The organism is Streptomyces sp. NPDC029526 (assembly GCF_040637405.1).
GTDB lineage: Bacteria > Actinomycetota > Actinomycetes > Streptomycetales > Streptomycetaceae > Streptomyces.
Map to the genome: position 1 here is coordinate 262,965 of NZ_JBEZWE010000004.1, position 24,468 is coordinate 287,432.

General features: G+C 73.5%; 21 protein-coding genes. 14 read left to right on the forward strand and 7 right to left on the reverse strand.

Annotated elements, in window-relative coordinates:
* Window positions 1-241 precede the first annotated feature (241 nt).
* From mpaP to AB0F01_RS14100, 7 genes are all read left to right on the forward strand, one after another.
* Window positions 242-1,882, forward strand: a complete 1,641-nt coding sequence (mpaP, locus tag AB0F01_RS14070; RefSeq protein ID WP_362094117.1) for a daptide biosynthesis intramembrane metalloprotease — start codon at window positions 242-244, stop codon at window positions 1,880-1,882.
* A gap of 67 nt (window positions 1,883-1,949) precedes the next feature.
* Entirely contained in the window at window positions 1,950-4,475 is a 2,526-nt protein-coding gene (gene lanKC / locus AB0F01_RS14075) for a class III lanthionine synthetase LanKC (RefSeq protein WP_362094120.1), read from the forward strand.
* Window positions 4,475-5,749, forward strand: a complete 1,275-nt coding sequence (locus AB0F01_RS14080) for a YcaO-like family protein (protein ID WP_362094123.1) — start codon at window positions 4,475-4,477, stop codon at window positions 5,747-5,749. The genes lanKC and AB0F01_RS14080 overlap by 1 nt, the downstream gene beginning before the upstream one ends.
* Window positions 5,750-5,804: 55 nt before the next feature.
* The gene (locus tag AB0F01_RS14085) at window positions 5,805-6,689 is read left to right on the forward strand and encodes an ATP-binding cassette domain-containing protein (RefSeq protein WP_362094126.1); all 885 of its coding nucleotides are present in this window, start codon (window positions 5,805-5,807) and stop codon (window positions 6,687-6,689) included.
* Window positions 6,686-7,984 carry an ABC transporter permease gene (locus AB0F01_RS14090; protein WP_362094128.1) on the forward strand — a complete coding sequence of 433 codons (1,299 nt, stop codon included), beginning with the start codon at window positions 6,686-6,688 and terminating at the stop codon, window positions 7,982-7,984. Before AB0F01_RS14085 ends, AB0F01_RS14090 begins: the two co-directional genes overlap by 4 nt.
* Window positions 7,985-8,148: 164 nt before the next feature.
* Window positions 8,149-8,337 carry a hypothetical protein gene (locus tag AB0F01_RS14095; RefSeq protein WP_362094131.1) on the forward strand — a complete coding sequence of 63 codons (189 nt, stop codon included), beginning with the start codon at window positions 8,149-8,151 and terminating at the stop codon, window positions 8,335-8,337.
* An 85-nt stretch (window positions 8,338-8,422) separates the two neighbouring features.
* On the forward strand, window positions 8,423-8,659 hold the full coding sequence (locus AB0F01_RS14100) for a hypothetical protein (RefSeq protein ID WP_362094134.1): 237 nt from the start codon (window positions 8,423-8,425) through the stop codon (window positions 8,657-8,659).
* Window positions 8,660-8,733: 74 nt separating this feature from the next.
* Here the strand turns inward: AB0F01_RS14100 and AB0F01_RS14105 are convergent, their stop codons facing one another.
* Complete coding sequence (locus tag AB0F01_RS14105; RefSeq protein WP_362094136.1) at window positions 8,734-9,690, reverse strand: NAD-dependent epimerase/dehydratase family protein; 957 nt, start codon at window positions 9,688-9,690, stop codon at window positions 8,734-8,736.
* On the reverse strand, window positions 9,687-10,679 hold the full coding sequence (locus tag AB0F01_RS14110; RefSeq protein ID WP_362094139.1) for a ScbA/BarX family gamma-butyrolactone biosynthesis protein: 993 nt from the start codon (window positions 10,677-10,679) through the stop codon (window positions 9,687-9,689). Before AB0F01_RS14110 ends, AB0F01_RS14105 begins: the two co-directional genes overlap by 4 nt.
* 246 nt (window positions 10,680-10,925) lie before the next feature.
* On the opposite strand from AB0F01_RS14110, the gene AB0F01_RS14115 reads away from it, so the two are divergent.
* The 4 genes from AB0F01_RS14115 to AB0F01_RS14130 all read left to right on the forward strand — a co-directional run bounded on the left by AB0F01_RS14115 (window position 10,926) and on the right by AB0F01_RS14130 (window position 15,329).
* On the forward strand, window positions 10,926-11,579 hold the full coding sequence (locus tag AB0F01_RS14115) for a ScbR family autoregulator-binding transcription factor (RefSeq protein WP_362094142.1): 654 nt from the start codon (window positions 10,926-10,928) through the stop codon (window positions 11,577-11,579).
* Window positions 11,580-11,999: 420 nt separating this feature from the next.
* Entirely contained in the window at window positions 12,000-13,472 is a 1,473-nt protein-coding gene (locus tag AB0F01_RS14120) for a DUF2252 domain-containing protein (protein ID WP_362094419.1), read from the forward strand.
* 634 nt (window positions 13,473-14,106) lie between these two features.
* Window positions 14,107-14,946: a hypothetical protein gene (locus AB0F01_RS14125; protein ID WP_362094145.1), complete on the forward strand. Its 840-nt coding sequence runs from the start codon at window positions 14,107-14,109 to the stop codon at window positions 14,944-14,946.
* Between the two features lie 35 nt (window positions 14,947-14,981).
* On the forward strand, window positions 14,982-15,329 hold the full coding sequence (locus AB0F01_RS14130; RefSeq protein WP_362094148.1) for a rhodanese-like domain-containing protein: 348 nt from the start codon (window positions 14,982-14,984) through the stop codon (window positions 15,327-15,329).
* A 599-nt stretch (window positions 15,330-15,928) separates the two neighbouring features.
* Here AB0F01_RS14130 and AB0F01_RS14135 read toward each other — a convergent pair.
* From AB0F01_RS14135 to paaA, 5 genes are all read right to left on the reverse strand, one after another.
* Complete coding sequence (locus AB0F01_RS14135; protein WP_362094151.1) at window positions 15,929-16,990, reverse strand: 2Fe-2S iron-sulfur cluster-binding protein; 1,062 nt, start codon at window positions 16,988-16,990, stop codon at window positions 15,929-15,931.
* Window positions 16,990-17,553, reverse strand: coding sequence for a 1,2-phenylacetyl-CoA epoxidase subunit PaaD (gene paaD, locus AB0F01_RS14140; RefSeq protein WP_362094153.1), 564 nt, complete (start codon window positions 17,551-17,553; stop codon window positions 16,990-16,992). The genes AB0F01_RS14135 and paaD overlap by 1 nt, the downstream gene beginning before the upstream one ends.
* Window positions 17,547-18,236 carry a 1,2-phenylacetyl-CoA epoxidase subunit PaaC gene (paaC, locus tag AB0F01_RS14145; protein ID WP_362094422.1) on the reverse strand — a complete coding sequence of 230 codons (690 nt, stop codon included), beginning with the start codon at window positions 18,234-18,236 and terminating at the stop codon, window positions 17,547-17,549. Before paaC ends, paaD begins: the two co-directional genes overlap by 7 nt.
* 77 nt (window positions 18,237-18,313) lie before the next feature.
* On the reverse strand, window positions 18,314-18,604 hold the full coding sequence (paaB, locus tag AB0F01_RS14150) for a 1,2-phenylacetyl-CoA epoxidase subunit PaaB (RefSeq protein ID WP_362094155.1): 291 nt from the start codon (window positions 18,602-18,604) through the stop codon (window positions 18,314-18,316).
* Window positions 18,601-19,740 (reverse strand): 1,2-phenylacetyl-CoA epoxidase subunit PaaA, encoded by a 1,140-nt coding sequence (gene paaA / locus AB0F01_RS14155; protein WP_362094157.1) that lies wholly within the window; start codon window positions 19,738-19,740, stop codon window positions 18,601-18,603. The genes paaB and paaA overlap by 4 nt, the downstream gene beginning before the upstream one ends.
* Before the next feature lie 1,131 nt (window positions 19,741-20,871).
* Between paaA and AB0F01_RS14160 the strand changes: the two genes are divergently transcribed.
* The 3 genes from AB0F01_RS14160 (at window position 20,872) to AB0F01_RS14170 (ending at window position 24,258) form a co-directional block, all read left to right on the forward strand.
* Entirely contained in the window at window positions 20,872-21,762 is an 891-nt protein-coding gene (locus AB0F01_RS14160) for a DUF5819 family protein (RefSeq protein WP_362094425.1), read from the forward strand.
* A complete protein-coding gene (locus AB0F01_RS14165) occupies window positions 21,759-23,150 on the forward strand; it encodes an HTTM domain-containing protein (RefSeq protein ID WP_362094159.1) in 1,392 nt (463 codons plus the stop codon). Before AB0F01_RS14160 ends, AB0F01_RS14165 begins: the two co-directional genes overlap by 4 nt.
* 364 nt (window positions 23,151-23,514) lie before the next feature.
* Window positions 23,515-24,258: a TrmH family RNA methyltransferase gene (locus AB0F01_RS14170; protein WP_362094428.1), complete on the forward strand. Its 744-nt coding sequence runs from the start codon at window positions 23,515-23,517 to the stop codon at window positions 24,256-24,258.
* The last annotated feature ends 210 nt before the right edge of the window (window positions 24,259-24,468 follow it).

Sequence of the window (24,468 nt, forward strand, 5' to 3'; positions counted from 1 at the left end):
CCCCGGTTTCTGGACCGGTGTCTCCATCGGGGCCACGGTCTCCTCGGCCGTCGCCACCTCGATCGCCCTCACCTGATCGCGGCCCGCGACGAGGGACGCGACCCCCGGTGAGTAGCCCTCACTAGGTCTTCGGCACCACCGCAGATCCTGCCTCGGCCCTGCTTCCGGCAAACGAATGAGCTGGGCCGAGGCGGGGGGCGCCCCACCCACCGACCGAACCCCACCGCGTAAGGACACCATCGTGAGCGCCACCACCGCGTCACCCGCTGCGCCCGCCGCGCACACGCAGCGGCCGAACCGCGCACCGGGCACCGAGATCCACCCGCCCATGGGCGACGGCGGCACATGGGTGCTGCAGCGTGGCCCGCGCTACATCCGCGTCAGCCCCGATGTCGCCGCGCTCGCCGAGCACTTCGACGGCCGGCGCGACCACACGGAACTGGCCCGTCTGATGGGCGGCACTTGGAACGCCGAGATGGTCGGCTTCGCCGTCCGGCGCCTGGACGACCTCCAGTTGGTCGACAACGGCGAGATGCAGGCCCCCCGCCGCGAGGGCCGCTTCAAGATGGTCCCGCCGTTCACGTTCCAGTTCACGCTGCTGCGTCCGGGCCGGACGATGCAGTCCCTCCAGCCGCTCTTCGCCCGCCTGGGCAACCGGTACCTCATTGGCACCGCCCTGCTGATCGCCCTGACCGGCCTGCTCGCACTCGCCGTCCAGAGCGCCTACGTCACGACGTCGCTGTCGGGCCCGCTGTCACCGCTCACCTACCTCGGCATCCTCGCCGGACTCGTCATCGGCACCTCGATCCACGAACTCGGCCACGCCGCCACCCTCATCCGTTACGGCGGCAAGCCGTCCCGCATCGGGATCATGCTCTTCTACCTGATGCCGGCGTTCTTCTGCGACGTCTCCGACGCCTGGCGCCTGCCACAGCGCCGTCAGCGCGTCCACGTCGCCCTCGCTGGCCCCGCCGTCCAGACCTTCCTCGCCGGTGCCGCCGCACTCGCCGCCTGGCCGCTGGCCGACTCCGGGGCCAAGACCGCCCTGGTGTTCTTCGCCCTCGGCAGCTACATCACCGGCCTGCTGAACCTGCTGCCCTTCATCAAGCTGGACGGCTACATCGCGCTGATGAGCCACGTGGACGTCCCGTACCTGCGCGACCGGGCCATCACCGACGCCCGCCGCCTCATCGCCCGGCTGCTGTTCGGCGGTACCTACGAGCGCGAACTGAAGCACCGCTGGACCACCGCCTACGGGCTGGCCTGCATGGTCTTCCCGCTCTACCTGCTGTCGACCGCGCTCCAGCTCTGGATCGACCTGCTGCGCCGAGGCGGCGTCATCGGCATCTGCCTGGCGGCCTGCGGGGTCTCCTACGGGCTGTACTTCCTGGGCCGCGGGGTGCGCCGGCTCGCAGCGGAGGTCCACGCCTCCGGTGCCCGACGGCCCCGGATCGCCCTGGTCTCCACCGCTGTGGCCGCCGCCGCGGGAACCCTGATGTTCCTGCCCGTCCCGCACACCGTCTCGGCGGCCTACGTCAGCCGGCCCGGAGGCGGCGTGGACCTCGTGCTGCTCGACGGAGCCGACACCGACCGCATCGCGCCCGGACAGAAGGTCACGCTCACCACCAACGGCCCCGTGCTGAATCCCACCACCGGCACCGCGACCGTCGGCGACGCCCCGGCGGGGACGGGCGAGGCACCTCTGGACTCCTTCTTCCCCCTCGACCTGGACGGCGCCCTGACGATGCCGGTCACCCGCTACCGGCTCGACCCGGACGGGGCGCCGGACGAGCCCACCGGGGCGGCCCGGGTGGACACCGGCCGGCTGCCTCTGTGGGAGGTCGGCTACCGCACCTACATCAGCCCCTTCCTCCCGTCCTGATCCCCACCCGTCCCTTCCGCGCGGCCACCGCCGCCCACCCACCGAATCCACGGTCAGGAGACGTCTCGTGCTCGACTTCCGCTTCCTCGACTTCTGCCGCGAGGACTCCCTCTTCTACGACGCACCCGATCACGACGGGGCCACGGACCAGGACTTCCACGCGGGCCGCGTCCCCGGGACCGGCTGGACGGTGACCCGCGGCAGAGAGTGGACGTTCTGCACGCCACCGGATCTGGACGTGCCCGACCAGGGCTGGAAGATCCACGTGTCGGCCTCGCCGGACAACGCCGCCGAACTCCTCGACCGGGTCGTCCCGTACTGCGTCGAGCACGGGCTGATGTACAAGTACATCTCCAACCGCGAGATCCTCGGCCGGCGCGGCAGCAAGTACGGCGACCGCAGCGCCAGCGGCAAGTTCATCACCATCTACCCGCCCACCGAGGAGATCCTCGAACGCACCCTGCGCGAGCTGGACGACATCGTCGGCGGCACCCCCGCCCCGTACATCCTGAGCGACCTGCGCTGGAACGAGGGCCCGCTGTTCGTGCGCTACGGCGGCTTCGTGCTCAAGATGGCCCGCGCCGAGAACGGCGCCCTGGTCCCCGGCATCCGCAACCCCCAGGGCGAGATGGTGCCCGACGTGCGCCGCCCCGCGTTCCGCCCGCCGGAGTGGGTCACCCTGCCGCCGTTCCTCGCCGAGGCCCACGCCCGGCGCAAGGAAGGCACTCTGAAGAACTTCCCGTTCCGCGTCTACAAGGCCCTGCACTTCTCCAACGGCGGCGGCGTCTACCGCGCCGTCGACCACCGGACCGGCGCCGAGGTGCTGCTGAAGGAGGCCCGACCGCTGGCCGGCCTGGACGCCAGCGGGGCCGACGCGATCACCCGCATGGAGCGGGAGCACTGGGCGCTCACCACGCTGGCCGGACTGCCCACCGTGCCCGCCCTGGTCGACTACCGGGACGGTCACGAGCACCGCTTCCTGGCCCGCGAGTTCGTCGAGGGCGAGGCACTGATCGACGTGCTGCGCCGCCGCCACCCCTTCACCTCCGGCCAGGACACGCCCGAGTTCCGCGCCGCCTACACCGCGTGGGCGCTCGACATCCTCGACCAGGTCGCCCGCGGCGTGGCCGACATGCACGCGCGCGGCGTGGTCTTCGGTGACCTGCACCCGGGCAACATCCTGGTGAAGGCCGACAACACCGTCGCGTTCATCGACATGGAGACCTGCACCCCGGTCGAGGCCGGCTACCAGCAGGCGATGGGCGCCCTCGGCTTCCACGCCCCGCACCACCTCACCGGGCCCGCGGTCGACCTGTTCGCCCTCAACGTGCTGCGGCTGACGATGTTCATGCCGCTGCCACAGGTGGTGCCGTGGGGCGTCGCCAAGGTGCGCACCCTGCTGGAGGCGGCCACCGAGCACTTCGACCTGCCCGAGTCGCTGACCCGCGCCATCGCCGACGGCCTCGGCCCCGAAGTCCTCACCGGTGACCGCGACTTCCGGGCGGACTGGCCCGCGAACCCCGGGCCCGGCCTGCGCGAGGCGATCGCCCGGTCCATCGTCGAGGCGGCCTCGCCGGAGCGCGACGACCGCCTCTACCCCGGTGACGCCATGCAGTTCCTCGTCCCGGACGGCGGCACGACCTTCGCGTACGGCGCCGCGGGTGTGCTGTGGGCCCTGTCCCGGACCGGTCACCGGCCGCCGGACGCGCACGTGCAGTGGCTCGCCGACCACGCCCGGGACGCGGAGACCGACGGCCCCGGCTTCTACACCGGCCTGGCCGGACTCGCGTACACCCTCGACCACCTCGGCCGTCCCGACGAGGCGGACGCGGTGATGCGCCGCGCCTTCGCCACCCCGGTGGCGAACGTCAGCGACTCGCTGTGCAACGGCTGGTCGGGCCTCGGTCTGGTCGCCCTGCACCTCGCCGAGCGACGCGGCGACAACGGTTACCTGGAGATGGCCCGCACCCTCGCCGGCCGGCTGGGCGGCCCCGAGAGCGCCCCCGCGGGCCCCAAGCGGGTCGGCCTGGTCCACGGGCGCACCGGCCACGCGCTGTTCCTGCTGCGGCTGTTCGAACGCACCGGCGACCTGCGGCACCTGGACGCCGCCGAGGCGGAGCTGCTGGCCGACCTGGAGACCATCGACCTGGACCAGGAGGACAGCAGGCTGCGACTCGGCCCCGGCCTGATCGGCAGCGCCGGACTCGCCCTGGTGATCCGGGCGTTCCAGCGCTACCGCCCGAGCCCTCGCCTGGCCGCGGCCCGGGCCCGGCTGCTGGAGACCGTGCACACCCACTTCGCCATATCCTGCGGCCTGTTCACCGGCCGTGCGGGCGCCCTGTTCGCGCTGACCGGCGAGGACCGCGACCCGGCCCTGGTCCGCACCCACCTGGACGCGCTGGGCTGGGAGGCCATGGCGGCCGAACCGGGCCGCGTGGACTTCCTCGGCGACCACGGCTACCGGCTCTCCACCGACCTGGCGACCGGCTCGGCCGGTGTCCTGCTGGCCCTGGCCGCGCTGGACGACGACGGCACCACCGCCCTTCCCTTCCTGGGCGGCACCCCGGTCTCCGCCTACGTGGAGGCGGCGTGATGATCGACGTACCGCGCACCCTGGCCCCGTCCGCCGGCGTCGCCACCCGCTTCTCGCTGGTGCCGCCGCGGGACGGCAACCCGCTGTGGAGCAGTGCCGTCGCGCTGGCTCCGGTGGCCGGAGCGGACCGGGCCGAGGTTCCGCTGTCCGCGCTGGTCGCGGGCGCCAACGGGCACTCCCGCGCCGACGCGCTGCTGCGCGGCGCCGGCGAGGCCGTCGAACGCCGGGCCCTGCACCCCGACGGCCGGCTGGGCACGGTCCGCGGCACTGCCGCCGCACTCGGCCGTCCCACGCTCGCCGCCCACGACGCCCGCAACGGCCTGGCCCACCCGGACGCGGCCCGGGCCGAGCTCGACTGGTACCCGGCGACGCGGCTGAGCGACGCGGCCACCGTCCTCGTCCCGGCCCCGCTCGTCGACTGGCCGGCCACCGCGCCGGGCGCCCTGTTCGATCCGGGACCGTCCGGAGCGGCCTCCGGCGGCAGCGCCGACATGGCCCTGCGCTCGGCCCTGGTCGAGATCGTCGAACGGGACGCGTTCACCACGGCCTGGGGACGCCAACTGCGGCTGCCCTGCTGGACGGACCCGTTCGCGGCGGTCACGGGAACGCCGGACCGGCCCACCGGCGAGGCGCTCGGCGCCCTGTGGCGGCGCGCGGTCGACGGGGGAGTCCGGACGGTGTTCGCCCACATCCCCACCGCCGTCGACGGCCTGTGGTGCGTGGTGGCCTGCCTGCTCGAGCCCGAGCGGCCCGGCGCGCTGGTGACCGTGGGCATGAAGGCGTCGGACCGGGCACACGACGCCCTGCTCGGCGCCCTCCAGGAGGCCTGGCAGGTCCGGGCGGCCCTGGAGGCCACGCTGTTGGACGGCCCGGTCGCCGACGTGCCGGACCCGCTGGTCACCGAGCACGACCGGATCCGCTACATGCTCACCGCGCGGGCCCGCCGCGCCGTGCGGGACTGGACCGACGGCTTCGTGCCCGCCCCGGCGCCCATGGAGTCGTCGGCGGTGACCACCGGGGCGATCACCGCCGCTCTGCTCGCCGACGGCGCCGACCCGCACGTCGTCGACCTCACGCCCAGGCTGCCGGACACCGTGGCCGCGATGGGCTGGCACGCGGTGAAGGTCGTCCCGGCCGGCTACCAGCACCTGCGGATGGACGAGACCCACGAGTGGAGCTGGAACCGCTCCCGGCTGGCCTCCGCACCCGAGCGCACCGGCTGCCCGGCGCGCCTCACCGACCACCGGGCCGCGGCCCCCCACCCCCTGCCCTGACCAGGCGGCCCGCCCGGGCCCGCCCGACCCCCTCGAAACGGGAGGACACCGAACGATGCTGGAACTGGACAACGTCGTACGTCGCTTCGGCGACCACTGCGCGGTCGACCAGGTGTCGTTCCGCGTCGACGACGGCCGGATGACCGGCTTCGTCGGCGGGAACGGCGCGGGGAAGACCACCACGATGCGCATGATCATGGGCGTCCTGGCGCTCAACGGCGGTGAGATCCGCTGGAACGGCGCCCCGGTCACCGCCGACGACCGCCGCGGCTTCGGCTACATGCCGGAGGAACGCGGCCTCTACCCGAAGCAGACCGTGCTCAGCCAGCTGGTCTACCTGGGCCGGCTGCGCGGCCTGAGCGCCCGCGCCGCCCAGGACTCGGCCTCCGGGCTGCTCGACCGGCTCGACCTGGGCGGCAAGCGCGACGCCCGCCTGGAGTCGCTGTCGCTGGGCAACCAGCAGCGTGTGCAGATCGCCGCCGCGCTGATCGGCGAACCCCAGCTGCTGGTCCTCGACGAGCCCTTCTCCGGCCTCGACCCGCACGCGGTGGATTCCATGGCCGAGCTGCTGCGCGAGCACACCGCCCGCGGCGTGCCGGTCCTGTTCTCCTCCCACCAGCTGGAACTCGTCGAGCGGCTCTGCGACGACCTCGTCATCCAGTCCGCGGGGCGGGTCCTCGCCCAGGGCACCGCGGGCGACCTGCGCCGCCGGGGCCGGGTGCGCCACCGCCTGGTGACCACCGGGTCCACCGGCTGGCTGCACGACGTCGAGGGCGTCGACGTCGTCGAGCGGAGCGAGGGAACCGCCCTGCTCGAACTCGCCACCGAGGAGGTGGCCGACCGGCTCCTGGCGGAGGCACTGCGCCGGGGCCCGGTACGGGAGTTCGCCGAGATCGTCCCCAGTGTCGCCGACGTGTTCAGGGAGATGACGGCAGCATGACCACGCTCACCACCGAAACCACAGCGCGCACCGGAGAGAACGTGACCGGCACGGACACCGAGCCGGCGGGCGCCCCCACCGCTCCCGCACCCGCGCCGGCCGGGCAGCGCAAGGCGCCGAAGAAGCGGCAGCCGTCCGCCTGGCCGATCGTCGCCGCCCGGGAGATCGCGGTGAAGATCCGCGACCGGGGCTTCCTGCTCTCCACCGTCGCCACCCTCGCCGTCATCCTCGGCGCGGTCGGCCTGCAGGTCTACCTCGCCTCCACGGTCGGCAAGATCACGGTCGCGGCCGTCTCCACCGAAGCCGACCAGCTGGTGCGGCAGGCGGAGGTGCTGGCCGACCGGGCCGACCAGGACATCGAGATCAGCGTGCGCGCGCAGTCCTCCCCGGACGCGGTGCGCGACGCGGTCCGCTCGGGCGACGTGGACGCCGGGCTGCTGAGGACGCCGGAGGGCTGGACGCTGCTCGGCGACACCGGCAGCGACTCCACCGCCGCCACCTGGATCGGGGCGGCCGTGCAGACGGCCGCTCTGGAGGCCAACGCCGCCGCGGCGGGCACCGACATGGAGACCCTCGCCGAAGGCGCCGCGCTGCGGCACACGCTGCTCTCGCCCGACGAGACGCCCGAGACCGTGGTGCGGATGGCCACGTACTTCTTCGGCTTCCTGTTCTACCTGGCGGCGGTGCTGCTGGGCGTCTCGCTGGCCACCAGCATCGTGGAGGAGAAGCAGAACCGGATCGTCGAGATCATCGCCGGGTCCATCCGTTTGCGGGACCTGCTGGTGGGCAAGATCGTCGGCAGTACGACGCTGGCCCTGGCCCAGATGGTGGCGTTCACGGCGGCCGCGGTGATCGGTCTGGTCGCCGCCGGTGAGAGCGGCACCCTGGGGCAGGTCACGACGGGTCTGGGCTGGTTCCTGGTCTACTACGTGGTCGGGATCGCCGTCCTGGCCTGCGTGTTCGCCGCCGCTGGAGCCATCGCCACCCGCACGGAGGACATCCAGTCCACCACGACCCCGGTGAACGCCCTGGTAGCCGTCGTCTTCGTGGCCGGCATCACGGCCACCGGGACGGCTCAGAGCGTCCTGTCCTTCGCCCCCCTGACCTCGACCATCACCATGCCGGCCCGGATCATCGCCGGCGACACCGCCTGGTGGGAGCCCGCGGCCTCGCTGCTGGTCTCGCTGGCGGCGGCAGCCCTCGTCGTCCTGGCCGCCGAGCGGGTCTACCGCAGGGCCCTGATGCAGACGGGCCGCAAGCTGTCCTTCCGTCAGGCCTTCACGCTCGACGACTGAACCGGAGCCGGGCGGCCCCCGCCCGGCCTGGCCGGAACCACTCCGGCGGACGCGGACGCGTCCCTACCATCCAGACGCCGGCCGGCGGCAACCCGCCGGACACCGGCGGAGCAACCCGTTCCACCCGGTCCCACGGACCGGACCGACTCCCGAGGAGACATGTCATGAGCGACACCAACCGCCCCAACTCCACCGTCCTCTACGCCGCCCTCATCGCCATCCTGTGCGGCGCCGAGGTGGCGGTCATCACCAGCGACATGGACAACACGGTCCGGTACGGTCTGGGCGCCGTGCTGCTCCTGGCCCTGATCGCGTGCGTCTTCCAGCTGAGCCGCACCCGCCGCACCCGCTGACTCCACAGCACGGCGTTCGCCCCAGGCCGGGGCCGCCCCCGCCCCCCGAGCGGCCCCGGCCGGAACCATCCCCCTGGAGGCTTCCATGCCCATCGAGCACCCCGTCCGCATCAGCGGCCCGGACGGCGCCCCTCCGGAGACCGCGGCGATCCGCCTGATCGCCCTGCTGCCCACGGGGTGGAGGGCCACCCTCCACGACTGCCACGAGCGCACGGCGACGCTGACGCTCACCGTGCCGGACGGCGTCGAGCCCCCGGCGGTGGACGCAGCCCTCGACGACATCCTCGCCAACCCGGTGCTACGGGGCTGGTCCAGAAGCTGACGGCGCAGGTGCGGCGCCCTCACCTCGCGGAGGCGGAAACCGCGCGGTCGGTACGGGGACGCTGCCGAGGAGCGTCACTTACTCGCCATGAACGCCCGCTGCCCCGTCATGAACGTCCGGTACCAGGGCGCCGCCCGGGCGAAGGCCCGGGGAAAGCCCGGGCCCGGTGAGCAGTCCGCCTCCTGCCAGAAGGCATCGTCGTCGAACCAGTGGTCCGCGGTGAGCATGCCGAGGTGATGCAGCGCCCGTGGGGAACCCGCGGCCCGCTCCAGGGCGGTGGGCACGTCCACGGCCCCCGAGCCGTCCGCCGGCGGCCCCGGCGCCAAGGTGCCCACCGCGGCGAGGAGTTCCGGGACCGGAACCGGGGCGGGGTGGTTGACGTGGTGGACGCTGCCGGGTGCACAGGCACCGGACAGCGCCGCCGCCACCGTGGCCCGGCCCAGCGTGACGACGTCGATCATGGACTGGCGTGCGTCGCAGCCGGTGAGCGTCGTGGCCGACACCGCCCGCAGCAGCCCCAGCAGGCCGGGGACCACCCAGCGGTCACCCTTCCCGTAGACCAGGTGCGGACGCAGGACCACCCCGCCCGCGTCGAGTACGTGCCGTTCGGCCGCCGCGCGGCTGCGGCTGGTCGCGGAGACCGGGGCGACCGGGACCTCACCGGGCCGCACCCCGCGGAAGGGCCCGCGGCCGTGGACCGCGGCGGTGCTCACGTACACGATCCGGCGCACACCGCTGCGCACCGCCTCCGTCACCAGGGCCCGGGTACCGAGGTCGTTGACCGCCGCGACGGCGTCGGGGTCGCCGTCGACCCGCGCGGCGCAGTGGACGAGGACATCGGCCGAGGCGCAACAGCCGTGCAGCGTGGCGGGGTCGGCGAGATCACCGGGCACGTGCGCGGCGTCGGGAGCCGGGGGCGCGGCGCGGCGTGACAGCAGGCGCAGGCGCACGTCCGGCCGCTCCCGGGCCGCCGCGGCGACCCTGCTGCCGATGAAGCCGGTCGCCCCGGTGAGCAGGAGGTTCACCGTCACGACGGGGTCCGGAGCGGGGCGGCGGGAGCGGTGGTGAGGGTGGCGGTGAAGACGTGCTCCCCGCCCTGCCGGCCGGTGACCCGGACCGTCGCCTCGTCCTCGGTCTTGTCGAGCACCTCGGCCTCTATCAGGCAGGGGGAGTCCAGTTCGGCGTAGCGGCTGAAGGTGACGGCCATGGCGGACGGCAAGAAGGGCTGCCGGCCCGAGGCGGCGGTCGCGGCCTGCCGTGCCGCCTCGAACAGCACCATGCCGGGCACGTGGTCGTTGGGCCGGGGGAAGAGGACGGGGTGGCCGGTGTGCACGCGCAGCCGCCAGATGTGCGCGGGGCCGTCGGCGGGGGCCAGGACGACGTCGTCCTCGCGGCTGCGGCCGACCTGCGCGGGCGGTATCGCGGGGAGCAGGGGTATCGGGGCGCCGACCGCGGCCAACTGGCGGGCGCGCAGGCGACGGTAGGCGGCCGGTGAGGTGCAGCCGGTGCTGCCGGTGCCGCGGGCCACGAGCCGTCCCGCGCGGCGGAACTCCATGGTGGTGCGCATGCTGTGCAGCCCCCGGCCGCGTCGGCGGATCTCGGAGCAGACCACGTCGACGGTGACGGGCTCGGCGGCCTCGGACAGCGACAGCCCGGACGGGTCCGTCAAGACCTCCAGGTCACGCATGACGAAGTGGGTGTCCGCGGGGGCACCGAACTCGGCGTGGGCGAGGACCATGGACGTCTGCCGCAACGTTTCGCCGACGATCATCGGATCATGATGCCGGTCGTCCACGGGGGCGAAGAAGACGTGCTCGGCGGGCCAGCGGGCGGTGACGCGGAAGCGGTCGCCGGAGAGCCGGACCCATTCCACCGGGAAGACGTCCGACGGGCGTGGCCGGTGGGCGAGTCGGGGCGTGACCGGCGTGGGGCCGCCCGTGGGTGCCGCCGCGTCCGTACCCTCCTGCGAGGGACCGGCCGGACCCTCCGCGGACGCGCTTAAGTCACCTGTACGCGGCATTCGGACCCCCGTGGGCGACGGCCTGCTTCCGGTCAACTTCGCACTAAGATACGGACGAGCCGGTTTTTTTCAAAGTGATCGGCGTCGCAGACCGCCCCCCATCCCTGAAGATGTGCTCACGCGCCCGCACGACACGTCGGCCGCCGCGCGACCGCAGCCGACGGCCGGGGCGACCGCGCGGAAGACGGGGCGACCGCGCGGAAGACGGGGCGGTCACGAGATGCACGTCAGATCAGGAGGCACCCGATGGCGCGACAGGAGCGCGCGATCCGCACGCGGCGGACGATCCTGGAGGCGGCCGCGGCCGTCTTCGACGAACGCGGCTACACCTCGGCGACCATCGGGGAGATCCTGGAACGCGCCGGAGTGACCAAGGGCGCGCTGTACTTCCACTTCGGGTCCAAGGAGGAGCTGGCACTCGGCGTCTTCGAGGAACAGCTCGCGATGGCCCTCCCGCCGCAGGCCAGCAAACTGCAGGAACTCGTCGACTCGGGGCTGGTCCTGGCCCTGCGGCTGCGCACCGAACCCCTGGTCCGGGCGAGTGTCGGGCTGGCGCTGGACCAGGGCGCGCTGGGGCTGGACCGCACCCCGGCGTTCCGGATGTGGATCGACCAGACCACCCGCACCCTGGCCGAGGCGAAGGCCGGGGGCGAACTGCTGCCGCACGTCGACGCGACCGAGACCGCCGAACTGCTGGTGGCGAGCTTCTCCGGGGTGCAGCTGCTCTCCCAACTCCGTTGCCAGCGCCGGGACCTGGAGCACCGCGTGGTCGTGCTGCTGCACCACCTGCTCCCCGGTATCGCGGTGCCCGCGGTGCTGGCCCGGCTGGACATCTCGGCCGAGCGCGCGGAACGCGTCTTCGCCCAGGGACGCGCGGAGCCGATGGCGGAGGCGGGGTAGCGGCGTCGGGGGTTCGTGGCGGCGGTGAAGGGGCCGTCGCGTCCGTTCGCGTCCGGACACGCAGGGGGCCGGGACCGTTGTCCACAGGCGGGTGTCCACAGGCGGGTGTCCACAGGTAGGTGTCCACAGGCGCGCAGGTTGTCCACAGGTGTGACGTGTTTCGGCCACCGGTTGTAGCGTCTTCCTCGTTGAGGCCGTGCCTCGCGTCGCCGGGCGGACCCGTGCCGGTGCGGGGCGACGGAGGGACCGGTGCGCGGGCGGGCGCACCCTCGTGCGGGGGAGACGATTGCTGTGACGGACCAGAGCGCGCCGGGCGAAGGCGTGGCGGGACAGGACACCGGACAGGACACCCGACCGGGCGGGACCACGGAGCGCACACCGGGAACGGGCCCCGCGCGGGGTGCCGGAGGAGGCCCGCGGCTGCCGCGCGTGAAGGGCTTCGCGGGGTGGCCCGCCGAGGGTTCCGCCAAGGCGGACGGCAAGGCACTGCGCGGTCGCGTGCCGCGCGCCGAGCACGCCCGGCTCGACCTGGACGCCTCCCGGCCGGACGCGATCGCCGCCGTCGAGGAGTCCAGCCGTGGCCGGCTGCCGGAACTCGCACCGATCCGGGTGGGCCGGATGGCGGCCACCCCGTTCGCCTTCCTGCGGGGCTCGGCGGGCCTCATGGGGCACGACCTGGCCCGCACCCCGGTGACCGGGATACGGGCGCAGATATGCGGCGACGCCCACGCGGCCAACTTCGGTCTCTACGGTGACGCGCGAGGCGGACTGGTCATCGACCTGAACGACTTCGACGAGACGGCGCAGGGCCCCTGGGAGTGGGACCTCAAGCGGCTCGCCGCCTCCCTGGTCCTCGCGGGCCGGGAGGCCGGTGCCGACGAGGACACCTGCCGCGCCGCCGCCCGGGACGCGGCGGGCGCCTACCGCCGCACGATGCGCCTGCTGGCGAAGATGCCGGTCCTGGACGCCTGGAACGCCATCGCGGACGAGGAACTGGTCTCCCACACCGACGCCCACGACCTGCTGGGCACCCTGGAGCGGGTCTACGAGAAGGCGCGGGCCAACACCAGTGGCCGCTTCGCCGCCAAGTCGACCGAGGTCACGTCGGACGGCGGGCGCCGCTTCGTCGACGCGCCGCCCGTACTGAGCCGGGTGCCGGACGCCGAGGCCGTCGCGGTGGCCACGTCCCTCGAGCAGTACGTCACGACGCTCCCCGAGGACCGCCTGCCGCTGCTGGCCCGGTACGCCGTGCACGACGTGGCGTTCCGAGTCGTCGGCACCGGCAGCGTGGGCACCCGCTCGTACGTCGTCCTGCTCCTGGACCACCGGGGTGAGCCGTTGGTCCTCCAGGTGAAGGAGGCCCGCCCCTCGGCCCTCGCGCCGCACCTGCGGGCCGCCGGCTTCGAGCCCGCCGAGCCGCTCGCCGTTCCCGGCGGACACTCCACGGACGGGCACGCCACCGGCGGGCGTGCGGCCGGCGGGCGTGCGGTCGGCGGGCGTGCGGTCGGTGCTGCCGGGCACGAGGGGCGTCGTGTGGTGATGGGGCAGAAGCGCATGCAGGTGGTCAGCGACAACCTGCTGGGCTGGACGACGGTCGACGGACGCGACTACCAGGTGCGCCAGTTCCGCAACCGCAAGGGCAGCGTGGACCCGGCAGCCCTGGCCGCCGACCAGGTCGACGACTACGCCCGGATGACCGGCGCCCTGCTGGCCCGCGCCCACTCGCACAGTGCCGACCCCCGTCTGATCGCGGGCTACTGCGGCAAGAACGAGGAGCTGGACGAGGCCGTGGCCACCTTCGCCGTCCGCTACGCCGACCTTACGGAGGCCGATCACGCGGACCTGGTGACGGCTATCCGATCGGGCCGGATCGCGGCGGAAATGGGTGTCTGAGACACCGGCGACCGCCGGCGGCCGCCGTGGGCCCTGAGGTTCCGGGCGGGGAGGGTGGCTGCGGGGCCCCGGGTCTGAGGCGGGGAGGGTGACGGGGCCCTGGGTCGAGGCGGGGAGGCCGCCGGTCCCGGGGGTCTTGGGCAGGAGGGGCGGCTGTGGGGTCCGGCGTCTGGGCCGGCAAGGCAGCCGGCAGCAGCCGGCCGTGGAGCATGAGGTACAGAGGCCCCGGATGGGGCCGCCGGCGGCGCCCGGGGACCGGTCGGCGCCACTCTTCGGGCGGCCTCGTGTCGCGTCTCCGGTTCGTGCGGTCCGGAGTCCGTGGGCTCCTGGTCGAGTGCCGAGTGCCGAGTGCCGAGTGCCGTATGCCGGAGCCCGGGCCGGGGAACGCGGCGGCGTCCGTCCTCGCCCGGGCTCGTCCCCCCTGCCTTCACATGATCCGGCAACTGGGGGATGCCCTGAGGTGTCGGGAGGTGCCTTGGGACATGCCGAGAGGTGCCGAAGGGTGCCGGGGAGGTCCGTGAGGTGTCCGGGAGGTACCAGAGGTGCCCGGGAGGCGGCGTCCGTCCCCGGGCGGACCTCACAGGGACGGACGGCGCGGACGGCGCGGGCCCGGTGGGTGCCCTACGCTGTCCGGGTGACGACCTCGCAAGGTGATCAGGGTGGCGACGCCGACGCACGGCGGGAGCCGACGGATGGCGGCGCGCGCCGGCCCGAGGAGCGGCTGGAGCAGGCCGTACGGGCCGCCGAGCAGGCGTTGATCGAGTTCGAGATCGCCGTGGAGAGCTTCCGCGTCGAGGTGGAGAACTTCTCCCGGCTGCACGAACAGAAGCTCGGCCCGATGTACGCCCGGCTCGAGGAACTGGACGTCCGGATCCTGGAGGCGAAGGCCGAACGCAGCGGCGACCCCGACGACCGGCGCCGTGCGGACGAGGCCCGGGCCCAGATGGCTCCCATCCCCGGCGTCGAGGAACTGCTGAACGGCTGGATGGACAGCGACGGGCTCTTCCCCGAGGCCGTCGCGATGCTCACCGACCAGCAGGTCCGCCCCCCGCAGCGGGTACGCCCCGGGGAGGAGGCCCGGAAGCTGTACCGGGACCTCGCCCGCAAGGCTCACCCGGACCTCGCCCAGGAGGAGGCGGAACGCCGTCGCCGCGAGGAGTTCATCACCCGCGTCAACGCCGCCTACGCCCGCGGCGACGCCTCGGAACTGCGTGCGCTGGCCGAGGAGTGGGCGGCCGGACCGCAGCAGGAGCGGGTCGCGAGCCCGGCGGAGGAGCTCTACGCCCGGCTGGAATGGCTGGCCCAGAGGAAGGAAATGCTCACGGTGCTGGCCAAGGAGCTGGAGGACAGTGCCATCGGCGGCATGCTCCGGCTGGCGCCCGACGACCCGGACGGCCTGCTGGACGAGATCGCGGAGCAGTTGCGCACGCAGCTCGCCGCACGTGAGGCGGAGCTGGCCGCGCTGCTGGCCTGAGCTGTGCGCCCGGTCGGTCCGGTAGCGTCGGGGACATGAGTTTTGGAGCTGGTGTACCCACGGTCGGGGTCGCGGACCTCAAGGACGGCGACTTCCTGCTGGACGTCCGCGAGGACGACGAGTGGAAGGCCGGTCACGCCGAAGGTGCGCTGCACATCCCCATCAGTGAGTTCGTCGCCCGTTTCGGTGACCTGACCGAGGCGGCCCCGCAGGACGGGCGGGTGCACGTCATCTGCCGCTCGGGCGCCCGGTCGGCGCAGGTCACGATGTATCTGGCCCAGCAGGGGATCGACGCGGTGAACGTCGACGGCGGCATGCAGGCGTGGGAGCACAGCGGACGTCCCGTCGTGGCCGACGGCGGCGCTCCGGGGCACGTGCTGTAACCACGGTCCGGGCGGGGGTCGAGCAGCCGCAGTCCGTGTGACGGTCTCGACGACCGGCAGCCGCGGCGCGGCTCCAGCCCCGACGTCCCCGGCACGCGTCCCGGTACAGGTTCGACGCCACTCGCCGGGGCGACTGAGCATCGGTAGCCGCGGTCGGGCGAGGACCGTCGGGGGCGCTGCGAGGCGGGGAGAGGGAGACGGCCGTGGGAGCCGCGGAGGGGTGACCTCCGGCGTTACACCGGCGGTCGACCGTCGCCCCGTCGCGTCCCGTCCGGCGGGTGTCCGTCCCGTCTTGCGGGTGTCCGTGCCGTACGCCACACCTTCCGGCAGACGGGAGTCCCGCCTCTCCGGGACCCCGTGTCGGGAGCCTCCGCCTTTCCGGGGCCTCAGCTTCTCTGGGTTTTCAGCCTCTCCGCGCCCCCTGCTTCCGCTGCGCGAGCCCTCCGTCCCCCATCTGCCGTTCCCCACCTGCCGACCTCCACCTGCCGGATCCCTCTGCCGGATCCACCTGCCGGCCGACTCCTCCACCTGGCCGTTCACCCCGTGCCGTGCCGTGCCGAATGCAGCTGGGCGGAGCCGCGTGCTCGACGGGGACGCGGTTACCTGTCGAAGTCCAGCTCGACCCGCTCCGTCACCGCGCGCGACTGGCAGGCCAGGACGTAGCCCGCCTCGGTCTCCTCCGCCTCCAGCGCGTAGTTGCGGTCCATCCGCACCTCGCCCGTGACGAGGAAGGCGCGGCAGGTCCCGCACACGCCGCCCTTGCACGCGTAGGGGGCGTCCGGACGGTTCCGCAGGACCGTGTCCAGCAGGGACTCGCCGTCCTGCGCGGGCCAGGAGCCGCCGCGTCCGTCGAGCCGGGCGGTGACGGTGGTGTGGGCCGGAGCCGTGCCCCGGCTGCCCGCGGGTACCGGAGCGGCGTCCACGTGGAAGATCTCCTGGTGCACGCGGGACCGGTCGACGCCGAGGGCGCGCAGCGCCCGGTCGGCGCCGTCGACCAGTCCGTACGGGCCGCACAGGAACCAGCCGTCCACCCGGTCCACGGGAAGCAGGGCCGGCAGCAGCGCGGTCAGCCGCTCCCGGTCGAGCCGTCCGGACGGCAGCCCCGCCTGCTGCTCCTCCCGGGAGAGCACCGTGACCAACTGGAACCGCTCGGGATGGCGGTCCTTCAGGTCGGCGACCTCCTCGAGGAACATGGTCGAGGCGGAGGTCCGGTCACTGCGTATCAGGCAGAACCGGGCACGAGGCTCGCGCTCCAGCAGGGTCGAGACGATCGACAGCACCGGCGTGATGCCACTGCCGCCGACGACCGCCGCGTACAGCCCGGGTGCGGGCGGCAGCGTGAAGCGGCCCGCCGGAGTCATCACCTCCAGCTCGTCCCCGATGTCGATCTCCTTGAGCGCGTACGTCGAGAAGGCGCCGCCCTCGACGAGCCGCACGCCCACTCTCAGGGTGTCCGGGGCCCGGCCGTCGGGCGCGGGGGAGGAGATGGAGTACGTACGCCGGATCTCCTCGCCGTCGGCGATGCGCCGCACGGCCAGGTGCTGGCCGGGGACGTACCGGTACGCCTCGCGCAGGTCCGGGGGGACGGCGAGGGTGAGGGCGACGGAATCGTCGGTGAGGCGGTCGACCGCGGCCACCCGGAGCTTGTGGAAGCGGGCCATCACAGCTCCTTGAAGTGGTCGAACGGCTCGCGGCAGGCCAGGCAGCGGCGCAGCGCCTTGCACGCGGTGGAGGAGAAGCGGCTGAGTAGCTCGGTGTCGGCCGACCCGCAGTGCGGGCAGCGGATGGCCGCCAGCGGTTCCTCGGCGGCACCGTCCGAAGCTTCCGTGGGCCGGGAGGCGCGGCTGCGGGTCCGGCCGATCTCCACGCGGACCGGTCCGGACGCCCCCCGCACGCGCGGTGGGGCGATGCCGAACTCGCGCAGCTTGCGCCGGCCCTCGTCGGTTATGTCGTCCGTCGACCAGGCGGGCGCGAGCACGGTGCGGACCGTCACCTTCCGGACCCCGTGATCGCGCAGCGCCCGCTCTATGTCCAGGGACATGGCCTCGATGGCCGGGCAGCCGGTGTACGTCGGGGTCAGTTCCACCTCGACGGTGTCCGCTTCCCGGGCGTGCACCGCGCGCACCACGCCCAGTTCGCGCAGGGTCAGCACGGGGAGTTCCGGGTCGGGCACCGAACCGGCGATCTCCAGCAGCTCCGCCTCCAGGGGCGTGACGGTCACCATGTCGCCCCCGGGTGGCTGCGGTGCAGGTGCTGCATCTCGGCGAGCATGCGGCCGAACGGCTCGGTGTGGAGGCCCTGCCGGCCCGCGCCGGCCGTCCAGGCGCCGCTGCGGGGCGTGGACGGAACCGTGAGCGTGGCCCGTTCCAGGGTTGTGCCGATCTGTTCCAGCCAGACGGGTTCCAGGGCGGCCGGGTCGGCGTCGAGCCCGTCGACCGGGCGGAACATCTCGCCGGTGTACCGCCACAGCGCGTCCACCGCCCGCTGCATCCGCCCGTGGCTCTCCTCGGTGCCGTCGCCCAGGCGCAGGGTCCACTGCTCGGCGTGGTCGCGGTGGTAGGCCGTCTCCTTGACGGCCTTGGCGGCCAGCGGGGCGAACGGGCCGTCACCGGAGGCCAGCTCGGCGTACAGCTGGTGCTGGTAGGTGGAGAAGTACAGCTGGCGGGCGATGGTGTGGGCGAAGTCGCCGTTGGGCTGCTCCACCAGCTGGAGGTTGCGGAAGGCCCGCTCCTCACGGAGATACGCCAGCTCGTCCTCGTCCCCGGCCATCGACAGCAGGATCCGGGCCTGGCCGAGCAGGTCCAGCGCGATGTTGGCGAGGGCGACCTCCTCCTCCAGCACGGGGGCGTGACCGGCCCACTCGCCCAGCCGGTGGGACAGCACCAGGGCGTCGTCACCGAGGGCCAGGGCCGCCGCCGTGACGGAGGTGTCCGCCGCGGGTGCGGTGTCCTGCGGGGGAGGGGCGTCCTTCGCCGGTGTGGTGGTCACAGGTGCTGCACCCCCTCGGGGATGTCGTAGAAGGTGGGGTGCCGGTAGGCCTTGTCGGCGGCGGGCTCGAAGAAGGGGTCCTTCTCGTCGGGCGAGGAAGCGGTGATCGCCGAGGACGGTACGACCCAGAGGGAGACGCCCTCGCCGCGCCGGGTGTACAGATCACGGGCGTTGCGCAGGGCGAACTCCGCGTCCGGTGCGTGCAGGCTTCCGGCGTGGGTGTGGGACAGGCCCCGGCGTGAACGCACGAAGACCTCCCACAGGGGCCAGTCGGTGTGGGTCGTCATGCGCGGGCCGCTCCTGTCTCGCTGTACGTGCCTGTCTCGCTGTGGGTGTTCTCGCGGTTCTCGCTGGGGGCGCCGGCCACTGCGGGCGTCGTCGCCCCCGTCGTGGCAGCGGTGCCGGCTGCCGCGGTGGTGGCGCCTGCCGTGGGCGTCGCGGTGCGCTTGGCGGCGTAGGCCGCTGCCGCCTCCCGGACCCAGGCGCCCTCTTCGTGGGCCGTCCGGCGCTGGGACAACCGCTGCTCGTTGCACGGGCCGTTGCCCTTGAGGACGTCCCAGAACTCGGACCAGTCGATCGCGCCGAAGTCGTAGTGCCCCCGTTCCTCGTTCCACCGCAGGTCAGGGTCGGGGAGGGTGAGCCCGAGGGACTCGGCCTGGGGGACGCAGATGTCGACGAAGCGCTGGCGCAGTTCGTCGTTGGAGTGCCGCTTGATCTTCCAGGCCATCGACTGCGCGGAGTGCTGTGACTCGTCGTCGGGCGGGCCGAACATCATCAGCGACGGCCACCACCAGCGGTCCACGGCGTCCTGGGCCATGGCGTGCTGTTCCGGGGTGCCCTTGCTCAGGGCGAGCAGCAGCTCGTAGCCCTGCCGCTGGTGGAAGGACTCCTCCTTGCAGATGCGGACCATCGCGCGGGCGTAGGGGCCGTAGGAGCAGCGGCACAGGGGGACCTGATTGGTGATCGCGGCGCCGTCGACCAGCCAGCCGATCGCGCCGACGTCCGCCCAGGTCAACGTCGGGTAGTTGAAGATCGAGGAGTACTTCTGGCGACCGGAGTGCAGCTTGTCGAGGAGTTCGTCGCGGCTGGTGCCCAGGGTCTCGGCGGCGCTGTAGAGGTACAGGCCGTGCCCCGCCTCGTCCTGCACCTTGGCCATCAGGATGGCCTTGCGGCGCAGTGAGGGCGCCCGCGTGATCCAGTTGGCCTCCGGCTGCATGCCGATGATCTCGGAGTGGGCGTGCTGGGCGATCTGCCGCACGAGGGTGGCCCGATAGGCGTCCGGCATCCAGTCGCGCGGTTCGATCCGTTCCTCGGCGGCGACCGCAGCGTCGAAGACGCGCTGGAACTCGGTGGTGCCGTCGGCGCCGTCGATCGCGTCGTCCACCGGGCCCCGCGTCGTATCGCGGGCGGCTGCTGTCGCCATGGGTCCCCCTCGACCTGGTTCCTGACCTGACTGCTCGGCGGTCCCGGCCTCCGCTCCCGCTCCGGAGGCGCTCCCGACCGATCGTTCGGTTCGTGCGATTCCATGGTGAGACGGCCGTCGCGAGGTGTCAACCGCTGTGGACAACCCGCTCGCGGACATCCGGGCGGGCGGCGCATCGGACATCCACGAGCCGTCGTGTGCCGTGTGCCGTGCCCTTCCGCGGTGCGGCCCGGTCTGCTGTGCGGATCCGTTCGCTGTCGCACTCGTTCGGAGGCCGGCTCCGTTCGCGGTGCGCGCTCGTTCAGCGGGCGGTTCCGTTCGCTGTGCGGCTCCGGCCTGCCGTGTGCATTCGTCCGCTGTGCGGACTCGTTCGGCGTCCGTGCTTCCCGTTCGCTGGGCGGTCTCCCCGTCTCCGCGCCCCTCTCCTTGTTTCCGCCCCTCTCCTTGTTTCCGCGCGTCTGCCCGCCTTTGCGGATCTGCCCGTCCTCACGCGTCTGCCCGTCTTCGTGGCGTCGCAGGTGTGCGTGCCGGCTGCCGGCATTCGCGTCCGGCTTCCCGGTCCTTCGGTCGCCCGCCATCCGGTATGCGCACGGTCCGCGGTCGGCCCGTCCTGCGATGTGCGGATGTGGTGACGGCCACGGCAACCGGAGCCCGCCGGGGCTGTGCCAGTGCTACCCGTGCTGAGTACCGTTCCGTCCGGCGCACTGTGGTGGGCCGCGAGGCACCGCGAGGACCGCGAGGTGGCGGCGGTGCGCGGGGACGACCGGACCCGCGCACGGCGGAGCGGGGCTTGGGACATGAAGCGTGGAACGGGGCGGAATGGACGCGTACGACGACGGTTCCTCGGCCCGGCACGGGCGGCCGACGGAGCCGAGCGGCCCGGATCCGCTGGAGCGCACGGAGGCCACCGGAACCGGCTCCGCCGATTCCTCCGCTTCCCCGACCGGTCCCGCCTCGCCGACCGGTCCCGCCTCGCCGAGGGGTCCTGCGCCGAGGGGCCCTGCCCCGGCCGCGTCGCGGGGTGACGCCGGCCGTACGGCGTGGCCCCGGGTGCCTCGGCCCTCGACCGAGCAGGAACCTCGGCTGCCCGCCGATGAGCCCGAGCCCGAGCCCGAGCCCGAGCCCGAGGCCGTGTCCGGGAACGTCTCCGCGAACGTCTCCGGGGCCGCGGGGCCCGTGTCACCCGCCCGGTCCCCCGGGTCCGCCGGGCCTGTCGGGCCTGTCGCCCCTGGCCCTGACCCTGGCGCGCCCGCCGGGGCGACCGGGGCGGCCGGGGCGACCGGGTCGACCGGGTCGACGGGGTCGACCGGATCCACCGTGCCCGGTGGTGCCGTCGCGTCGGCTGCTGTGGGTTCCGGTGAACCGGGCCGACCCCGCTCAGGCGTGGCCGCGCTCTCGCTGCCGTACCGGATCGGTGCCGCGCTCGTGCTCGCCGTCGTGGCCGCCGGTGTGTGCGTGCACCTGGGGATGACGTTCCTGCACGTCGCTCCGGCCAACACCGTGAGCAAGAAGCACGGTGACGCGATCCAGCGGTGGATCTACCCGGAGTTCGAGCAGAACTGGAAGTTGTTCGCCCCCAACCCGTTGCAGCAGAACATCTCCCTCCAGGCGCGGGCCGACGTGCTCACCGCGGACGGCGGCGTGCGTACGACCCGCTGGTACGACCTGTCCGCCGAGGACGGGCGGGCCATCGACGGCAACCTGCTGCCCAGCCACACCCAGCAGAACGAGCTGCGCCGTGCCTGGGACTTCTTCGTGGCCACGCACGACGAGAAGAACCGTCCGGTGGGCGGACGGGGCGCACTGTCGGAGTCCTACCTCCGTCGCATCGTCGTGATGCGGCTCGACCGGGCGGACGCGGTCGGCGCCGGTGGAGTCGTCGACCGTGTGCAGGTCAGGTCGCGCACCACCAACGTGCCGCCGCCCGAGTGGAGCCGGGAGCAGGTGTCCACCGACCCGGTGGACCGCACACTGCCCTGGTGGCCGGTGCCCGAGGACGAGGCGCAGGGAGGCATCGGGTGAACCGCTTCTCGCTGGCGCTCTCCTCCGGCATCGTGCGCGTGACCGACGCCGCTCTCGGCCCGTACCAGACGGCCGTCCTGCGCATCGGCCTCGGCGTCACCTGGCTGCTGTTCCTGCTCCGTGAGTTCCCGCACCGGCAGGAGCTGTACGGGCCCGACAGCCCGTGGGCCTGGGACCTGGCCCAGCAGCTCGTCGCTACGAACGGTGCCTTCACCGCCCTGCTCTGGTCGGACGGGCAGGGCTGGTTCGAGATCTTCTATGTGCTCGCGGTGCTGTGGAGCGTGCTGCTCCTGTTGGGCTGGCGCACCCGCACCATGTCGGTGCTGTTCATGGTGGGCGTGCTGTCCCTGCAGAACCGCAGCGTCTTCATGGGCGACGGTGGCGACAACGTGCTGCACCTGATGGCCATCTACCTGGTGTTCACGCGCTGTGGACAGGTGTGGTCGCTGGACGCCCGGCGGGCCCGCCGGGCCGCCGGGGAAGGGTCACGAGGCGCGGCGCCACGGCACCGGGACCGGGTCGGGCCCGTCCTGTGGAGCGTGCTCGGGTTCCTGCTGCTCGTGGTGACGCTCGCAGGGTGGATGGACGGTGAGCTGTTCGTCCCCGTGCTGCTGTGGACCGTGTGGGTGGCCCAGGGGCTCTGGTGGCTGACCGGCCGCCGGGGGGAGCCCGGACAGCCACGGGTCCTGCTCGACGTGATGGCGAACATCGTGCACAACGGCGCGCTGCTCGTGATCATGGTCGAGGCGTGCCTGATCTACGCCACGGCGGGCTGGTACAAGGTCCAGGGCTCGCGCTGGCAGGACGGCACCGCCGTGTACTACCCGTTGCAGCTCGAGTACTTCTCGCCCTGGCCCGCGCTCGGTGACCTGCTCGCGTCCAGCGGCACCCTGGTGATGCTGGTGACGTACGGGACGGTGGCCGTGCAGGTGGCCTTCCCGTTCACGCTGCTCAACCGGCGGGTCAAGAACGTCCTGCTGGCTGTCATGATCGCTGAGCACGCGGCGATCGCGGTGATCCTGGGGTTGCCCTTCTTCTCGCTGGCGATGATCGCGGCCGACTCCGTCTTCCTGCCGACCTCCTTCCTGCGCCGGCTGGGCAACGCGGCGGCACGGGCACGCCGCATGCGATGGCGGCCCGGTCGTACCGACGGCAGCCGGGGCGCAGCGCTGTCGGCCGCCCTCGGCGAGGCCGGTGCCCAGGCGGGTGCAGGCGCCCGGGGCGCCACCGACCCCGACCCTGACCCCGACCCCGGTCTCGGGCAGCGCACCGTGCCGGGCACCCGCCGCCCCGGGCCGGGCGCCGTCCCGGCGGGCGGCAACGCACCCGGACCAGGTCCGGTGATGCCGTCCCCCGCACCCGGCGACGGTCCCCATAAGCGCACATAGGCTGCACCTCATGACCGCCCCCGCCCCCGACGACAGCCGCCCCACCGGCTCCTCCTCGTCCGACGACAGCCGCCCCACCGGCTCCTCCTCGTCCGACGACAGCCGCCCCACCGGCTCCTCCTCGTCCGACGACAGCCGCCCCACCGGCTCCCCCGCGTCCGACGACGGCTGCCGTACCCGCTCCTCCGCGTCCGCGCCGAACCCCGGTACGGCGCCCGGCCGCAGCCCCGACACCGGCTCCCCGTCGGACGCGGCGAACGCCTTCGACGCTGCCCAGGCCCCCACCGTTACGCCTGCGACCGCTGTCTCCGCTTCCGCACCCGTGCCCGCACCCGCACCCGTGCCCGCCTCCGTGTCTGACGCCATGACCCTCTGGCGTCGCCTGGCGGAGTCCTCGGACGTGGTGCTGCTCGACGGATTCCACGCGCTCAAGCACGCCGTGCGCTTCGGCGCGGAGGTCCGGGTGGCGGTCACCGCGGACCTGGGCGCCGCGCTCGCCCTCGCCGACGAACTGGCGCCTGATGTGCACCGGGCCCTGGGGACGCTGCTCACCGAGGTTCCCTACGAGACGTACGCCTCCGTCGTGACCCGGCCGCACCCCACCGCGGTCGCCGCACTCGCCGTCCGGCCCTCCCGCGCGGGCCGGGTGGAGGCGCTGGCGCGCGTTCCGCGCACCGCCCCGATCGTGGTGCTGGACCAGCCGCGCAACCTGGGGAACACCGGCGCGGTGATCCGGCTGGCCGCCGGGTTCGGTGCGACCGGGGTGGTCACGACCGGCACGCTGGACCCCTGGCACCCCACCGTGGTGCGCGGCGGGGCCGGGCTGCACTTCGCCACCACCGTGCAGCGACTGACCGTCGACGAACTGCCCGCCGGGCCGGTGTTCGCGCTCGACCCCGAGGGACGGGACATCCGCGGGACGACGTTGCCCGATGACGCGCTGCTCGCCTTCGGGTCCGAGCGCAGCGGGCTCTCGCCCGAGCTGCGCGCACGGGCGGACCAACTGGTCGCGCTGCCGATGCGGCCCCAGGTCTCCAGCTACAACCTGGCGACCAGCGTGGCCATGGCGCTGTACCACTGGAGCGCCACCGGGGGCGCTCCCGCCTGAGGCCCTCGACCGTTGGCGCCCTGCGGTGGCGCACTGCGGTGGCGCACCGCGAGCCCGCACCGCCAGGACGCACCGCGGTGCGGGCTGCCCCGTCCCCGCATGACGCCGCGACGACTGCGGCCCGCCTTCCGCCGGCCCGCATTCCGCCGCGCTCACGGACGGTCCGGCCATCCGCCGCGCTCACGGACAGCCCGGCCATCCGCCCCGCCC

Bases quoted from the DNA above. Each gene is read 5' to 3' on its own strand.
- paaD (WP_362094153.1), bottom strand. From the start codon at position 17,553: ATGGTGACCGTCACGCCCCTGGAGGCGGAGCTGCTGGAGATCGCCGGT.
- paaB (WP_362094155.1), bottom strand. From the start codon at position 18,604: ATGACGACCCACACCGACTGGCCCCTGTGGGAGGTCTTCGTGCGTTCA.
- AB0F01_RS14130 (WP_362094148.1), top strand. From the start codon at position 14,982: ATGAGTTTTGGAGCTGGTGTACCCACGGTCGGGGTCGCGGACCTCAAG.
- AB0F01_RS14170 (WP_362094428.1), top strand. From the start codon at position 23,515: ATGACCCTCTGGCGTCGCCTGGCGGAGTCCTCGGACGTGGTGCTGCTC.
- AB0F01_RS14080 (WP_362094123.1), top strand. From the start codon at position 4,475: ATGATCGACGTACCGCGCACCCTGGCCCCGTCCGCCGGCGTCGCCACC.
- AB0F01_RS14085 (WP_362094126.1), top strand. From the start codon at position 5,805: ATGCTGGAACTGGACAACGTCGTACGTCGCTTCGGCGACCACTGCGCG.
- AB0F01_RS14100 (WP_362094134.1), top strand. From the start codon at position 8,423: ATGCCCATCGAGCACCCCGTCCGCATCAGCGGCCCGGACGGCGCCCCT.
- paaA (WP_362094157.1), bottom strand. From the start codon at position 19,740: ATGGCGACAGCAGCCGCCCGCGATACGACGCGGGGCCCGGTGGACGAC.
- AB0F01_RS14090 (WP_362094128.1), top strand. From the start codon at position 6,686: ATGACCACGCTCACCACCGAAACCACAGCGCGCACCGGAGAGAACGTG.
- AB0F01_RS14095 (WP_362094131.1), top strand. From the start codon at position 8,149: ATGAGCGACACCAACCGCCCCAACTCCACCGTCCTCTACGCCGCCCTC.
- AB0F01_RS14135 (WP_362094151.1), bottom strand. From the start codon at position 16,990: ATGGCCCGCTTCCACAAGCTCCGGGTGGCCGCGGTCGACCGCCTCACC.
- AB0F01_RS14115 (WP_362094142.1), top strand. From the start codon at position 10,926: ATGGCGCGACAGGAGCGCGCGATCCGCACGCGGCGGACGATCCTGGAG.
- AB0F01_RS14110 (WP_362094139.1), bottom strand. From the start codon at position 10,679: ATGCCGCGTACAGGTGACTTAAGCGCGTCCGCGGAGGGTCCGGCCGGT.